The organism is Pseudomonas sp. BF-R-26, assembly GCF_019947395.1.
In the GTDB taxonomy this organism is placed as follows: domain Bacteria; phylum Pseudomonadota; class Gammaproteobacteria; order Pseudomonadales; family Pseudomonadaceae; genus Aquipseudomonas; species Aquipseudomonas farris.
Genome location: NZ_JAGYGK010000015.1, coordinates 108530 through 123490 on the forward strand (window position 1 = coordinate 108530; position 14961 = coordinate 123490).

Annotated in this window: 16 protein-coding genes; 11 read left to right on the forward strand and 5 right to left on the reverse strand. The window is 61.0% G+C overall.

The annotated features are described in order from the left end of the window. Window positions 1–69: 69 nt before the first annotated feature. The 4 genes from KGB18_RS22490 to KGB18_RS22505 all read left to right on the forward strand — a co-directional run bounded on the left by KGB18_RS22490 (window position 70) and on the right by KGB18_RS22505 (window position 4397). Window positions 70–1983, forward strand: a complete 1914-nt coding sequence (locus KGB18_RS22490) for a sigma-54-dependent Fis family transcriptional regulator (protein ID WP_123720539.1) — start codon at window positions 70–72, stop codon at window positions 1981–1983. Window positions 1984–2141: 158 nt separating this feature from the next. Then, window positions 2142–3491 (forward strand): UDP-N-acetylmuramate:L-alanyl-gamma-D-glutamyl-meso-diaminopimelate ligase, encoded by a 1350-nt coding sequence (gene mpl, locus KGB18_RS22495; protein ID WP_008009026.1) that lies wholly within the window; start codon window positions 2142–2144, stop codon window positions 3489–3491. Then, window positions 3488–4120, forward strand: a complete 633-nt coding sequence (gene ubiX / locus KGB18_RS22500) for a flavin prenyltransferase UbiX (RefSeq protein WP_007894343.1) — start codon at window positions 3488–3490, stop codon at window positions 4118–4120. The genes mpl and ubiX overlap by 4 nt, the downstream gene beginning before the upstream one ends. Next, the gene (locus KGB18_RS22505; RefSeq protein ID WP_008009029.1) at window positions 4113–4397 is read left to right on the forward strand and encodes a YceK/YidQ family lipoprotein; all 285 of its coding nucleotides are present in this window, start codon (window positions 4113–4115) and stop codon (window positions 4395–4397) included. The genes ubiX and KGB18_RS22505 overlap by 8 nt, the downstream gene beginning before the upstream one ends. 151 nt (window positions 4398–4548) lie before the next feature. Here KGB18_RS22505 and KGB18_RS22510 read toward each other — a convergent pair whose 3' ends face one another. From KGB18_RS22510 to KGB18_RS22520, 3 genes are all read right to left on the reverse strand, one after another. Further along, window positions 4549–5190: an oxidoreductase gene (locus KGB18_RS22510; RefSeq protein WP_030129552.1), complete on the reverse strand. Its 642-nt coding sequence runs from the start codon at window positions 5188–5190 to the stop codon at window positions 4549–4551. Between the two features lie 27 nt (window positions 5191–5217). Next, window positions 5218–6933, reverse strand: coding sequence for a C13 family peptidase (locus tag KGB18_RS22515; RefSeq protein ID WP_223570488.1), 1716 nt, complete (start codon window positions 6931–6933; stop codon window positions 5218–5220). A 113-nt stretch (window positions 6934–7046) separates the two neighbouring features. Beyond that, window positions 7047–7502 carry a MaoC family dehydratase gene (locus KGB18_RS22520; protein ID WP_052967098.1) on the reverse strand — a complete coding sequence of 152 codons (456 nt, stop codon included), beginning with the start codon at window positions 7500–7502 and terminating at the stop codon, window positions 7047–7049. A 195-nt stretch (window positions 7503–7697) separates the two neighbouring features. Between KGB18_RS22520 and KGB18_RS22525 the strand changes: the two genes are divergently transcribed. The 3 genes from KGB18_RS22525 to KGB18_RS22535 are packed head-to-tail and all read left to right on the forward strand — an operon-like array spanning window position 7698 to window position 9374. Further along, window positions 7698–8060: a CidA/LrgA family protein gene (locus KGB18_RS22525; protein WP_038981371.1), complete on the forward strand. Its 363-nt coding sequence runs from the start codon at window positions 7698–7700 to the stop codon at window positions 8058–8060. Next, window positions 8057–8773, forward strand: coding sequence for an LrgB family protein (locus tag KGB18_RS22530; protein WP_008009037.1), 717 nt, complete (start codon window positions 8057–8059; stop codon window positions 8771–8773). The genes KGB18_RS22525 and KGB18_RS22530 overlap by 4 nt, the downstream gene beginning before the upstream one ends. Before the next feature lie 10 nt (window positions 8774–8783). Next, complete coding sequence (locus KGB18_RS22535; protein ID WP_201062066.1) at window positions 8784–9374, forward strand: LON peptidase substrate-binding domain-containing protein; 591 nt, start codon at window positions 8784–8786, stop codon at window positions 9372–9374. A gap of 179 nt (window positions 9375–9553) precedes the next feature. Here the strand turns inward: KGB18_RS22535 and KGB18_RS22540 are convergent, their stop codons facing one another. Further along, complete coding sequence (locus KGB18_RS22540) at window positions 9554–10870, reverse strand: bifunctional DedA family/phosphatase PAP2 family protein (protein WP_223570489.1); 1317 nt, start codon at window positions 10868–10870, stop codon at window positions 9554–9556. A gap of 191 nt (window positions 10871–11061) precedes the next feature. Next, the gene (locus tag KGB18_RS22545; RefSeq protein ID WP_123359087.1) at window positions 11062–11760 is read right to left on the reverse strand and encodes a DNA-3-methyladenine glycosylase; all 699 of its coding nucleotides are present in this window, start codon (window positions 11758–11760) and stop codon (window positions 11062–11064) included. 189 nt (window positions 11761–11949) lie between these two features. Here KGB18_RS22545 and KGB18_RS22550 point away from each other — a divergent pair, with 189 nt between their 5' ends. From KGB18_RS22550 to rlmH, 4 genes are all read left to right on the forward strand, one after another. Continuing rightward, window positions 11950–13221 (forward strand): glutamate-5-semialdehyde dehydrogenase, encoded by a 1272-nt coding sequence (locus KGB18_RS22550; RefSeq protein ID WP_201087468.1) that lies wholly within the window; start codon window positions 11950–11952, stop codon window positions 13219–13221. A gap of 1 nt (window position 13222) precedes the next feature. Next, a complete protein-coding gene (gene nadD, locus KGB18_RS22555; protein WP_223570490.1) occupies window positions 13223–13912 on the forward strand; it encodes a nicotinate-nucleotide adenylyltransferase in 690 nt (229 codons plus the stop codon). 72 nt (window positions 13913–13984) lie between these two features. Further along, entirely contained in the window at window positions 13985–14479 is a 495-nt protein-coding gene (gene rsfS / locus KGB18_RS22560) for a ribosome silencing factor (protein ID WP_038981377.1), read from the forward strand. Window positions 14480–14488: 9 nt separating this feature from the next. Beyond that, window positions 14489–14956: a 23S rRNA (pseudouridine(1915)-N(3))-methyltransferase RlmH gene (rlmH, locus tag KGB18_RS22565; protein WP_007937439.1), complete on the forward strand. Its 468-nt coding sequence runs from the start codon at window positions 14489–14491 to the stop codon at window positions 14954–14956. Window positions 14957–14961: the final 5 nt, after the last annotated feature.

Consider the following 14961-nt stretch of genomic DNA (forward strand, 5'->3'; position numbering starts at 1 on the left):
ACGGGGGCAAGCCCCCTCGCCACAGGAGTGGCCAGGTAAGTACTCACCTATCGGGGAGAATAATAAGAAATGCACGACAACCATTTGAGTCGCCATGCCCAGCAAGTGCTGACCGTGACCCAAGGTAAATCCCACCTGCACGGCCCCGGCAGCGATCCGTCCATTGCCCGTTCCTGGCTGCGTTGTCTTGAGGACTATCACCTCGACCCGGCCCTGACCATGGCGCCGACGGTGCTGGAACATGGCCGCGTGCTGGAAAGCCGCGAACGCTTGCAGCAAGTGCTGCAGATCGCCGGCAACGAAATGACCAGCCTCCACCAGCAACTTTCCGGCGCCGGCCACGCGGTGCTGCTGACCGACGCCCGCGGGGTGATCCTCAACTGCGTCACCGCGCCCGCAGAACGGAAGATTTTCGAGCGCGCCGGCCTTTGGCTCGGCGCCGACTGGAGCGAAGCCTGCGAAGGCACCAATGGCATCGGCACCTGCCTGGTGGAGCGCCAGTCCCTGACCATCCATCAAGACGAACATTTTCGTGGCCGTCATACCGGCCTGACTTGCTCGGCGAGCCCGGTATTTGATCCTCACGGCGAGCTGCTCGCGGTGCTCGACGTGTCTTCGGCGCGTCATGAGGTTTCGCGTCAGAGCCAGTTCCACACCATGGCCCTGGTCAATCTGTCGGCGAAGATGATCGAGAGCTGCTATTTCCTGCGTTACTTCGACAATCAATGGTTGCTGCGTTTTCACTTGCAGGCCGAATCCGTCGGGCTGTTCAGCGAAGGGTTGCTGGCGTTCGACGGGGAAGGGCGGATTAGTGCGGTGAACCAGAGTGCGCTGAATTTGTTGGGGCATATTCGTGGCGGGCTGTTGGGTAAACCGGTGGAGGCGTTTTTCGACTGCTCGCTGGATGAATTGCTCGGCCGCGCGAGCCCTAGTGCCAGCGCCAGTTGGCCATTGCGCACCCGTGACGGGCGGCGGCTGTTTGCCGTGTTGCGCGGGCAGCCGCGCAGTATTCCGGTGCCGGTGGTGCAAAGCCCGATGGTTGCCGAGCGTCCGCGCTTGTCAGGCATTTGCCTGGGCGATGCCGCGTTGCAGGCCGATTTTCGCAAGGCCCTGCGGGTATTCGAGCGTGATGTGCCGTTGCTGATCAATGGCGAAACCGGCTCAGGCAAGGAGGCCTTCGCCAAAGCTGTGCATCAGGCCAGTCAACGGGCAGCAAAATCTTTCGTTGCACTCAATTGCGCGGCGATTCCCGAAAGCCTGATCGAAAGCGAACTGTTCGGCTATCGCGGCGGCAGCTTCACCGGTGCCCGCAAGGAAGGCATGCGCGGCAAGTTGCAGCAGGCCGATGGCGGGACGTTGTTCCTCGATGAAATCGGTGACATGCCGCTGAGCATGCAGACCCGGCTATTAAGGGTGCTGGAAGACCGTCAGGTGGTGCCGATTGGTGGCGAGCCGGAATCGGTCAATGTGCGGATCATCAGTGCCACTCACCGCAATCTGCTTGAAAGGGTGCAGGACGGCAGTTTCCGCGAGGATTTGTATTACCGGCTCAATGGGCTGGAGGTCGCATTGCCGGCGCTGCGTGAGCGCGCTGACAAATCACAGTTGCTCGACTTTTTGCTGGCCGAAGAGGCGGGTGGGGAGACGGTATTGATCGACGGGCCGGCGCGGCAGGCCTTGCTGGATTTTGCCTGGCCGGGGAATGTGCGGCAGTTGCGCAATGTGCTGCGAACCCTGGCGGCGCTGTGTGACGGCGGGCGGATCGGGCTGGGGGATTTGCCGGCGATGATTCGCCAGGCCCGGCAGGTACCGGCGTCGGCAGTTGAAGAACCGTCCGAGTATCCGCTGGACGATGCCGAGCGGCTGGCGTTGCTGACGGTGCTGGAGCAGCAGCGCTGGCACATGACGCACACGGCTGAGCAGCTGGGCGTCAGCCGCAATACCCTTTACAGAAAGCTGCGCAAACACGGTATCGCCCGGTAAACCGCGTCGCGGCCAATCGCGGGCAAGCCCGCTCCCACAGGGTCTGCGCTGCCCTTGTGGGAGCGGGCTTGCCAGCGATGGCGTCAGTGTGGGCGAAACACAAGGTGCGATTTTCCCCTCCCTACGCTAACCTGCGGCCATGTTTTACGAGGTCGACTATGCACATTCATATTCTTGGTATTTGCGGCACTTTCATGGGTTCGATGGCGGTTCTGGCCAAAGAGCTGGGCCATCACGTGACGGGCTCCGATGCCAACGTCTATCCGCCAATGAGCACGCAGCTGCAAGCCCAGGGCATTGAGTTGACCCAAGGTTACGACCCGGCGCAGCTCGATCCGGCCCCGGACCTGGTGGTGATAGGCAATGCCATGTCCCGTGGCAACCCGGCCGTCGAGTACGTGCTGAACAAAGGCCTGCCGTACGTCTCCGGTCCGCAATGGCTGGCGGATCACGTATTGCAAGGTCGCTGGGTGCTGGCGGTTGCCGGCACTCACGGCAAAACCACCACCAGCAGCATGCTCGCCTGGGTTCTGGAACACGCCGGTATGAGCCCGGGTTTCCTGATCGGCGGCGTGCCGCAGAATTTCTCGGTGTCGGCGCGTCTGGGTGATACGCCGTTCTTCGTGATCGAAGCCGACGAATACGACAGTGCATTCTTCGACAAGCGCTCGAAATTCGTTCACTACCGCCCGCGCACGGCGATCCTGAACAATCTTGAGTTCGATCATGCCGACATCTTCCCTGATCTTCCGGCGATCGAGCGTCAGTTCCACCACTTGGTGCGGACCATCCCGAGCGAAGGCCTGGTGATCCATCCGACCACCGAGCCGGCATTGCTGCGCGTGATCGAAATGGGCTGCTGGACCCCGGTGCAAACCACCGGTGCCGGCGGTCAGTGGCAAGTCAAACTGCTCAGTGAAGACGGCTCGAAATTCGAAGTGATGTTCGAAGGCGCCGTTCAAGGCGTGGTCGAGTGGGACATGACCGGTCAGCACAACGTCGCCAACGCCTTGGCCACCTTGGCTGCTGCGCGTCACGTCGGCGTAGTACCGTCGATGGGCATCGCTGCACTGAGCGCGTTCAAAAGCGTGAAGCGCCGGATGGAAAAAGTCGCGGAAGTCCGTGGTATCACCATTTACGACGACTTCGCTCACCACCCGACCGCCATCGCCACCACCCTCGACGGTCTGCGCAAACGCATTGGCGACGCGCCGTTGATCGCGATCATCGAGCCGCGCTCCAACTCCATGAAGCTCGGCGCTCACCGCGATGGCTTGCCGGAAAGTGTGGTCGATGCCGATCAGGTGATCTGGTATTCGCCAGCCAACCTCGGTTGGGATCTGGGTGCCACAGCAGCGTTGTGCACCGTGCCGTCGATTGTCAGCGACTCGCTGGAAGGCATCATCGAGCGCGTGAAGAGCCAGGCCCAGCCCGGCACTCACGTGGTGATCATGAGCAACGGCGGCTTCGGCGGCCTGCACGGCAAACTGGCCGAGGCGCTGCAATGAACAACGGCCCGGAACGCATCACGCTGGCGATGACCGGCGCTTCGGGCGCCCAATACGGCTTGCGCCTGCTCGACTGCCTGGTGCGTGAAGACCGCGAGGTGCACTTCCTGATCTCCAAGGCCGCGCAACTGGTGATGGCCACCGAGACCGATGTCTCGCTGCCGTCCAAACCGCAAATGATGCAGGCCTTCCTCACTGAATACACTGGCGCTGCCGCTGGGCAGATTCGGGTGTACGGCAAGGAAGACTGGATGTCGCCGGTGGCTTCGGGGTCTGGCTCGCCAGCGGCGATGGTGGTGGTGCCGTGTTCCACCGGGACCTTGTCGGCTATCGCGACCGGGGCCTGCAACAACTTGATCGAACGGGCTGCCGACGTGACGTTGAAGGAGCGCCGCCAGCTGATTCTGGTGCCGCGCGAGGCGCCATATTCGAGCATTCATCTGGAGAACATGCTCAAGCTGTCGAACATGGGCGTGACCATTCTGCCGGCGTCACCGGGCTTCTATCACCAGCCGCAGACCATCGATGACTTGATCGACTTCGTCGTGGCGCGAATTCTCAACTGTTTAAACATCCCGCAAGACATGCTGCCGCGCTGGGGCGAACACCATTTGAGCAGCGATGAATAAGCTGCTGATTATCCTGCTGGCTTTGCAATTGGCGGGTTGCGCCACGGCGCGCACGCTCGATGCCGCCAAGCCTGGAGCGCCGGTGGTGTATTCGGGGACGCGTCTGGATTTGTATGCGATGAATGGCGGGTGCTGCGCCATGGACCGATTCGGTGCAGAAGCGCCGAGTTATCCGGGTGTTGACCTGCCGGCCAGTGCGTTGCTCGACACGTTGCTGTTGCCGCTGTCGTTGTTGACGGTGATTGGCGTGAGTTTTCAAGCGACGGGTGGTTTGTAACCTGCGACCCCTGTGGCGAGGGGGGCTTGCCCCCGTTCGGCTGCGAAGCAGTCGTAAATCCAGGCAACGCGGTGACGCTGAAGAAACGGAGGGCCGCTACGCGATCCAACGGGGCAAGCCCCCTCGCCACAGGTCCGCGGTAGGCCTGAAATTATTTGCCTAACTTGCGCAACTCATCCGACTCGACAATCCGCACGCCATCCTGCTCTTCCAGCGCCAGGCGCCACATGGCGCGGGCCAGTTGGCAGGCTTCGATGCCGTGGTACTTGCCCGGAATCAATCGCGACAACGGACCGGCGACTTTCTCGCCCAGTCGTGGCTCGACGCGATCGCCCAGCAACAGCGAAGGCCGGCAAATGGTCAGCTGCGGCCAATTCTGCGCGCGCAATGCGTGCTCCATCTCGCCTTTAACCCGGTTGTAGAAAATCGAGGAGCGTCGATCGGCACCCAGAGCGCTGATCACGATCAAGTGCCGCGCACCCATTTCCCGTGCACGTTTGGCGAAAGCCACCACCATGTCCAGGTCCACCGCGCGAAACGCTTGCTCGGAGCCGGCCTGTTTGATCGTGGTGCCGAGGCAGCAGTAGGCAATGTCGACGCGACCGTTCAATTGCGGCAAAAACACCGCCGGGTCGCCGACCGGGTTTTCCAGGTGCGGATGCTCTGCCAGTGGCCGGCGTGAGGGGGCCAATACTCGTGTAATCGTTGGCTCGTTGAGCAGACGGTCAAGCAAATGTTCACCGGTTAACCCGGTAGCTCCGGCAAGCAATACATGCTGAGGCGTCAAGTACATAGTAATTCCCCCTTGATACTATTCAGCTTAGTTGCTCTTTTCATCCTTGCTGATAGAGACACTTTGCAGTGCTTTTCGTGCCTGTTGTTTGCGCAACAGTTGCCAGTGGCTGAGAACGGTTTTCGGCGCCCAGATCTGTGGCTCGGAAGCTTCGAAGCTGTCGGCCAGTTCACGCTCGGCCACGGTGGCGCTGGCCAGTTTGAAGGCTTGCTCCAGATCGTCGGTCTGGTTCAGCGCCTGGGCGAACAACGCGTCGCCGAAATAAGTGAAGTTGGCTTCTTCCGAACACCCAAAGGACACTCGATCGGCGCGTGAGGCGGTCATGATCAGGGTGCGTTCGTCCTTGAGGGCGGGGATGAAGCCGCCGGAATAGCAAGACGAAATCACAATGATCTTGTCGCGCTTCTTCAGGGGCGCGAGGACGGCGGCGAGTTCGTCGGCCGGCAAGTCGGCCAGTTCCATGCGCGGCTGGTCGAGCACCAGTTCGTGTTCACTGGAGCCATGGCTGGTCAGATAAATGAACAGCAAGTCTTCCGGGCCGCTGCGCTCAGCCAGGGTCTGGGCGGCGCGGCGCAGGTTTTCCCGGGTGGCCATCGGCCTGTCGCCGAGGTGATCGCGATGGTTGACCAGGCGGATCTGGCCGAAGGCGCCGAAACGGCTGGCGAGCATGTTGGCGACGTAGTCGGACTCGCGCAGGAACACGCTCTGCTTGCCGTCGCCGCCCAGGGTCAAGGTGTACAGTTCGACCGCCGGGGTCGAGGCCGGCACGTTGGCCAGCGCATCGTCGAGCAAGCGACCTTGAGCCAGCAAGCCGAGTTCGAGAGGGTCGGGCAGCAGCTTGCCGTCGGCGTCGCGCACGCGCTGACTATTGACCCAGGTGCCGCTCTGTACCGTGCCATCGGTCAGCACCAAAGTACCTTTGCCCTGATAGTTGTCGCCGTCGAACTGGCCGATATAGAAGCTGCCATCGGCCAGGTTCAAGCGCCCCTGGCCGGTGAAACGCCAGTCGCTGAACTGACCGATGTAATGACTGCCGTCAGCGCCGATCAACTCGCCCTTGCCGCTTAGCACGCCTTCTTTGAAGTGACCCAGCCAGACATCGCCATCGGCGTTTTCGTAGCGGCCCTTGCCGTGCAGTTGATTGTTCTTGAAGCCGCCGACATAGATATCGCCATCGGCGCTGTTGAAGGTGCCATTGCCTTCCAGCTGGCCGTCGGCGAAATGCCCGGTGAACTGATTGCCGCTGGCATCGCTGCGCTGGCCTTCGCCGTTGGGTTTGCCGTGGGCGAATTGACCTTGGTACTGGCTGCCGTCTTCGAGTTCCAGACGACCGAGCCCTGAATATTGATCGGCCTTGAATTCGCCGCGGTAGGTCATGGCATTTTCTTTGAGGGTGCCTTCACCCTCGCGTCGACCTGCCTTGAAACCGCCGGTATAGCTGCTGCCAGTGGTGGTCAGCGTGCCTTGGCCGTCGAATAGCCCTTGCTGGAATTGCCCGCGATAGAGCTCGCCGTTGCTGCCATGCCATTCGCCTTGGCCATGCCATTGGCCTTTGTCGAACTGGCCGGCGTACCAGCTGCCGTTCGGGTAATCGATGCGGCCTTCACCTTGCAGCAAGCCATTGACCAGATCACCGCGATAGCGTCCGCCGTCCGGCAGGCGGGCATCGGGAGGCAACACCGATTCGCCGTCGCCGCAAGCGGTGAGCAACAGGGTCAGAGCAAGGAGTGCAAGTGGGCGCATAGCGGGATCCGGGCAATTAGACGACCGAGTATGCCGCAGCTATGTGTCGCATTTATAGAGACACGGCAGAGACACGGCGCGAAACAGCGTTGCTGCTTCGCATCCGGGATGCTTTACACGAAGCAGAGGGACAGTGGCTCGGCGATATACGCCGGTTTGTCCGACCCTTCGATTTCAAGCGTGGCGGTGGCCTTGAGTAACCATTGGCCGGGTTTCTTCTCGATGACCTCGTTCATGTCGACCTTGAGTCGCACCCTGGAATTGACCTTCACAGGCTGGATGAAACGCACGCTGTCCAGACCGTAGTTGACCACCATCTTCGCGCCTTCGGGCAGGATGAGGATGTCTTCCATCAGTTTGGGGATCAGTGACAACGACAGGAAACCATGGGCAATGGTGCTGCCAAAAGGTGTTTGCGCAGCTTTGACCGGGTCGACATGGATGAACTGATAATCGCCTGTGGCTTCTGCGAACAGGTTGATGCGTTCCTGATCGATGGTGAGCCACTGGGAACGTCCGAGTTCCTTGCCGACATAATCTTTGAGCTCCGCAACTGGAACATAGGGCATTGAGACTCTCCTTGGGTTCATCGGTTTTTTAGTTTTTCGAGCGGGGGGATGACCTCCCTTGCGAACCACTTTAGATCAACATGACAAATTGTTCCGGTCAACTATCCATGCTTTTGGCGAATGCCGATTCATAGCGTTGGCGTGCTTATAATGTCGGGCCCCTTCTTTGTGGGGAAAGCGCGTGGGAGAGGATGGATGTTGTTACGTGGCCTGACCTGGCTGGTGCTTTTTCAATTGCTCGGCACCGCCCTCAATCATCTGTTTTTGCCGGTACTGCCGGGGCCGATCATTGGCCTATTGTTGCTGCTGGGATATCTGATTATCCGCGGTCAAGTCGGTGAGCCCCTGAACCTCGCCGCCAGCAGCCTGCTGCGTTATCTGCCGTTGCTGCTGGTGCCGCCGGCCGTGGGCGTGATGGTTTACGCCGCCGACATTGCTGCGGATTTCTGGGCGATCACCGGAGCGCTGGTGCTGTCGCTGCTGTTGTCGATGGCCTTCGCCGGCGTGCTGATGCAGCGCATGGTCAAGCCTCACGCTCATCGCGAGGACGGCCAATGATTTTCGATTGGCACGGCGCCTGGGCGTCGGTGATTCATCATCCATTGTTCGGTATTGGTATTACGCTGGGGGCGTATCAGTTGGTGCTGGCAGCGTTCGAGAAAACCCGCTGGGTTTTTCTGCAGCCGGTACTGGTTTCCATGTTGCTGGTCATCGCTGTGCTGGTCGGTTGCGGCCTGAGTTACGCCGAGTACCGCAAGAGCACCGAGATCCTCAGCATCTTGCTCGGCCCGGCCACTGTTGCGCTGGCGGTACCGCTGTACCTCAACCTGCGGCGGATCCGGCAGTTATTCTGGCCGATATTTACTACGCTGGTGATAGGTGGTGTGGTCGCCACGGGCATGGGTGTGCTGCTGGGCTGGTGGTTCGGCGCCGAACACATGATCCTGATGACCATGGCACCCAAATCGGTGACCTCGCCGATTGCCATGCTGGTGGCGGAGCAGATTGGTGGCGTCGCGGCGCTGGCGGCGGTATTCGTATTGATTACCGGGGTGATCGGGGCGATCTTCGGACCGAGTCTTTTGACCCGTCTCGGTGTCCACAGCCCAGAGGCCCGCGGCATGGCCCTGGGCATGACCGCCCACGCGGTTGGCACTTCGGTGGCTTTGCAGGAAAGTGAAGAGTGCGGTGCCTTCGCGGCACTGGCGATGAGTCTGATGGGCGTGGCCACGGCGGTATTCCTGCCGTTGGCGGTGTCGATGGTGGTGTAAGGAAATGTCTATGAGTCTGCCGCTTTTTCCGCTGAACACGGTGCTGTTTCCGGGCTGCATCCTCGACTTGCAGATCTTCGAGGCGCGCTACCTGGACATGATCGGTCGCTGCATGAAACAGGGTGGCGGCTTCGGCGTGGTGTGCATCCTCGACGGTGAAGAAGTCGGCATCGCCCCTGAAGGCTACGCGCGGGTGGGGTGCGAGGCGCTGATCACCGACTTCCACCAGCAGGACAATGGCCTGCTGGGTATTCGGGTGAAGGGCGGGCGGCGTTTCCACGTTGTGCGCACCGAGGTGCAGCGCAACCAGTTGATCGTCGCCGAAGTCGAGTGGCTGGAAGACGAGCCCGAGCAACCGCTACAGGATGAGGACGCCGACCTGGTCGCGCTGCTCAAGGCTTTGGCGGAACACCCGATGGTCGAAGCACTGAGCATGGGTACCGAAGCGACAGGGCAACAGTCGCTGGCCAACCAGTTGGCGTATCTATTGCCGTTTGCCGAGGTGGACAAGATAGACCTGCTGCAACTTGATGATCCGCAGCAGCGGCTGGATGCGATTCAGGCGTTGCTGGATGAGTTGCAGGGTGAGTTGTTTGCCTGACGTCCGCTAGAAGATCGCAGCCCGTAGCAGCTGTCGAGCCTGCGAGGCGGCGTTCGGCGGCGAAGCCGCCGCAAAACCGACAATGCCGTCTTTCAGGCAAACCGCATAAGCAGGATTTGCGAGGACTTCGTCCTCGAACGCCGCCTCGCAGGCTCGGCAGCTGCTACAGGGTTACGGCATCAATACGCATACCTCAACATCGCATGCGGCATGTGCCTCAACACAAAGAAACCGAACAACGCTACCAATGAAGGCAGCACCAGCCACCAGATTTTCGGCGGCATGGCGGTGAGCGAGGTCTGGCGTTGAGTCAGCCAAAGGCTGGCCGCACACACGCATGCCGCCAGCATCGCGCCGGCCAGTACATCGGTCGGCCAGTGCGCGCCCAGGTACACCCGTGAAAAGGAAATCGTCAGCGCCGGCAAGCAGCCCACCAATAACCAGGTCAGGCGCATGCGCGGCGGTTGTCCGCGACCCGCCAGCACCGCGAGCGTCAAGAACAGCGCGAAAGAGCCCGAGGCATGACCGCTGGGCATGCTGTAGCTGGTCAGTGGATCACTCAGCACTTCCGGGCGCACGCGGGCGAAAAAGTGCTTGGTCGCGGTGTTGCCCAGCGCGGTGAACAGCAGGGTGCCGCCGGCGAAGATCGCGTGTCGCCATTGTCGTGTCAGTAACAGCAAGACTGTCAGCAGCGCGCTGAGCATAAACATGTTGCGGAATTCGCCAATCAACGTGAACACCACAGCCACTTCATCGAGCACCGGGCTGCGGTGTTCCTGTATCAGGGTCATCAATCCCTGGTCGAGGGCGGTCAGGTGCGGGTAGCCGATGAACAGGCCGATCAGGATCAACAGGCTCATGCTGCTGATCCAGATGGTCGCCCGGCGATGGCGGCGCAGGCTGCTGTTTGCGCTCAGACCGACCATCACCGCAATGCTGCTGGCGACAATCCCGGCTTCAAGCCAGAAACCTTCCGGCAATGGCAAGCGGATCGCCGCCCCGGTGGCCCAGCCCGGCAGGAGATAGGCGAGGCTCCAGCCCGCGGCAGCCAACAGGCTGACGACGGCGAAGCGCGGGAAGGGCATGTCGAACATCCCGGCGACCATTGGCAGCATTGGCCGCAGCGGGCCGATAAAGCGTCCGACCAACAGGCTGGCGATGCCATAACGCTGGAAATAAGCCTCGGCCCCGGCCATCCATTCCGGATGATGGCGCAACCCCGGCAAGCGACGGATGTTCTGGTGGAAATGTCGCCCTAAAAAGTACGAAACGATGTCGCCCAGCACGCCGCCGAGGAAACCCAGCAGCAGCGTTTCACCCAATGACAACGCGCCACTGCCGGCCAGCACCGTCACGGCAAACAGCAACACCGTGCCAGGCACGATCAGTCCGACAATCGCCAGGCATTCCATACAAGCCACTACGAACACTGCCGCGGCCAGCCATTGCGGATTGACTGTCAACCAACCGGTCACGCTATCGAGCCATGGGCCCATAAAAACAACTCCATCTGATTCAATTGGCCCTTGGTGGGCGAGCACAATTTAAACAACACCATAAAACCCTGTGGGAGCGGGCTTGCCCGCGATGGCGCCGTGACAGTCAGCCTTAATGTCGACCGGTATGGCCCTATCGCGGGCAAGCCCGCTCCCACAGGGATCTCCTTTGCATCAAGATTCAGCAGGTATCAGGACAACAAAAAATAATCGCGACCTTCGACTTGCCCCCGGCGCAGCGGGTTGCGCGTGCAGTAAAGTGCGTAAGCCGCATCAACAAAACGGTACATCAAATGTTCGTCGCGCCCGTGGGGAATGCCCAGGCGTGTGGTCTGGATGATGTGCCCGGGCGCCGGCCCGACATCTTCCACCAGCAGCACTTCATGGTCGAAGCGCTTGGCATCCCAGACCGGCACCTTCAGCCCCAGCGCCTTGCAGAGCAGCGTCTGCCCGGCACACAGTTTTTGCGAGGGGCGAGGGCGGCCTTGGGCATCGGGATTGTTCAATAGCATCTGCGCCAGGCTCGCCGGCCCGCTCAGTTCGTCGACCCATGGATAGGCGGATTTGATCAGCACTGCATTGCCTGGCCCCTGAGCGCTGAAGTTCAGGGAATCGCCGCCGCGGGCGTAATACATATAGATGTGGCCGCCATCCAGAAACAAAGCCTTACGCTTTTCTGTGTAGCCAAGGGAGGCGTGGCTGCCTTTTTCTTCGCAGTAATAGGCTTCGGTCTCGATAATCCGGGCACTGAGCCACAGGTCGCCGACCCGATGACGGATGATTTTGCCCAGTAAATCCCGGGCCAGCGTTTGGGCATCGCGATCGAAAAATGCATCCGGCAGCCCCTTGGGCTGGCGCGTAGTGGATGCAGAAACAGGCAGGTTGGTCATGATGAACAGCGTTTATCAGGGCTGATTGAGTCGTGATGATAACAATATGCAGCTTAATCCCGGCTGAACGTCGGCAAATTGCGCTCCATTTCGACCATCCGCCTGTCACCGCTGTTAGTCCCGGGACGCGACAGCTATAATCTGCCGCTTTACTCTTTACCAAGACCTTAGCAAAGACCATTGCAGACCATGACTGAGTCCGTTCTTGACTACATGACCCGTTTGGGTCGCGCCGCCCGCGAAGCTTCCCGCGTGATCGGCCGTGCCAGCACCGCGCAGAAAAACCGCGCCTTGCAGGCGGCTGCCAATGCGCTGGACGCGGCACGCGCCGAGCTGACGGCAGCCAATGAGCTGGATTTGGCCGCCGGCCGCGCCAACGGTCTCGAGCCTGCTCTGCTTGAACGCCTGGCACTGACCCCTGCGCGCATCGACGGCATGATCGTCGGTTTACGCCAGGTCGCGGCATTGCCGGACCCGGTTGGGGCAATCCGCGACATGAGTTATCGCCCGTCTGGCATCCAGGTCGGCAAGATGCGCGTGCCATTGGGCGTGATCGGGATCATCTACGAATCACGGCCGAACGTGACCATCGATGCCGCCAGCCTGTGTCTGAAGTCCGGCAACGCGACCATCCTGCGTGGCGGCTCCGAGGCGATTCATTCCAACCGTGCGATTGCCGCCTGCATCCAGCGGGGCCTGGCCGAGGCCGGTCTGCCGGCCGCGGTGGTGCAAGTGGTCGAAACCACCGACCGTGCCGCCGTCGGCGCACTGATCACCATGCCGGAATACGTCGACGTTATCGTGCCCCGTGGTGGCCGTGGCTTGATCGAACGGGTCAGTCGCGATGCCCGCGTGCCCGTCATCAAGCACCTGGACGGCATCTGTCACGTCTACGTCAGTGCCCATGCCGATCTGCCGAAAGCCCAGCGCATTGCGTTCAACGCCAAGACTTATCGTTATGGCATCTGTGGCGCCATGGAAACCTTGCTGGTGGATGAATCGGTTGCCAAGGAGTTCCTGCCATCGATGGCTGCCCAGTTCCGCGAAAAAGGCGTCGAACTGCGCGGTTGCGAGCGCACTCGGGCGATCATTGAGGCCGTAGCGGCCACTGAAGAAGACTGGCACACCGAATACCTGGCGCCGATCCTCTCGATCCGTGTGGTCGACGGTCTGGATCAGGCCATCGAGCACATTAATAAGTACGGCTCCCATCACACCGATTCGATCGTCAGCGAAAACCTGGCCGACACCCGGCGTTTCGTGGCCGAAGTCGATTCGTCTTCGGTCATGATCAACACCCCGACGTGCTTCGCCGATGGCTTCGAATACGGATTGGGTGCCGAGATTGGCATTTCTACTGATAAGCTGCACGCCCGCGGCCCGGTGGGCCTCGAAGGGCTGACCTGCGAGAAGTACATCGTGGTCGGTGACGGTCAGTTGCGCGGCCAGGAGTCGGTCTGACTTGGGCGACTTCAACCCGTCAGCCCAAGTGACCGCCAGCGAGCCCCAGCCTCGACGCATTGGCGTACTGGGCGGGACCTTCGACCCGGTGCACATCGGCCATTTGCGTGGTGCGCTGGAAGTCGCCGAATCGCTGGCGCTTGATGAGTTGCGTCTGACACCCAGTGCCAGGCCGCCTCATCGCGGTACGCCGCAAGTGTCGGCGAAGGACCGTCTGGCGATGGTCAAGTGCGCGGTGGCCGGTGTGCCACCGTTGGTGGTGGACGCTCGCGAATTGCAGCGGGACAAACCGTCCTACACTATCGATACCCTGGAACTGATGCGTGCCGAATTGGCCGCCCCAGACCAGGTTTTTCTACTTTTGGGCTGGGACGCATTTTGCGGCCTGCCCACTTGGCACCGCTGGGAAGAGTTGCTCCAGCATTGCCACATCCTGGTGCTGCAACGCCCGGATGCCGACAGCGAACCGCCGGATGCCTTGCGCAACCTGCTGGCAGCGCGCTCGGTGAGCGACCCGCTGGCCCTCAAAGGGCCGAGCGGACAGATTGCATTCGTCTGGCAGACGCCGCTCGCGGTATCCGCCACCCAGATCCGTCAACTGCTGGCCAGCGGTAAGTCGGTACGTTTCCTGGTGCCCGACGCGGTCCTGGCCTACATCGATGCGCACGGGCTTTACCGTGCGTCGAACTGAAAAAGGGCGCGCTTCAAGGCACGTGAATGCGTGTATCGAAGCGCCCGAACATACGAGCAAAACGAGTTTTATATGACTGACAAAGACGTAAACAAAGTAAAGCGCAAGGGCACATTCAAGAGCGCTCCGCTGCCAGTAGTGGCTAATACCGGGCCGGAGCTGCGCGGCGAAGAGCTGGTCAAGGTCGCCGTAGCGGCCCTGGAAGACGTCAAAGCCCAGGATGTTCTGGTGATCGACGTTCGTGAAAAGCAGAGCATCACTGATTTCATGATCATCGCTACCGGTACTTCCAACCGTCAGATCGGCGCGATGCTGGATAAGGTCCGCGAGGCGGTCAAGGCCCAGGGCGTCAAGCCGTTGGGTGAAGAAGGCAAGGGCGACAGCGACTGGGTGTTGCTGGATATGGACGATGTCATCGTGCACATGATGACTGCCAGCGCTCGCCAGTTCTATGACCTGGAGCGTTTGTGGCAGGGTGCCGAGCAGAGCCGTGCCGGCAGCGCCGCGCACCACAGCCCGGAAAACACCCATGAGCATTTCATCAAGCTCAACAAAGACCAGCAATAAGGGACCGCTGTGCGACTGCGACTGATCGCCGTCGGTTCACGCATGCCCAAATGGGTGGAAGAAGGCTGGCATGAATATGCCAAGCGTCTTCCGTCCGAGCTGGCGCTGGAACTGGTGGAAATTCCGCTCAACACCCGCGGCAAGAACGCCGACGTGGCGCGCTTTATCCGTCAGGAAGGCGAAGCCATGCTGGCCAAGGTCGGGCCGAACGAGCGCGTTGTCACCCTCGAAGTCCACGGCAAGCCCTGGAGCACCGAGCAACTGGCGGTCGAACTCGATCGCTGGCGGCTGGACTCGCGCACGGTGAATTTCATGGTCGGCGGCCCCGAGGGGCTGGCGCCGGAAGTCTGTGCCCGGGCGGATCAACGCTGGTCGTTGTCGCCGTTGACGTTGCCGCACCCATTGGTGCGGATTCTGATCGGCGAACAGCTGTATCGTGCCTGGACAGTCCTGTCCGGCCACCCTTACCACAAGTAGTTCTG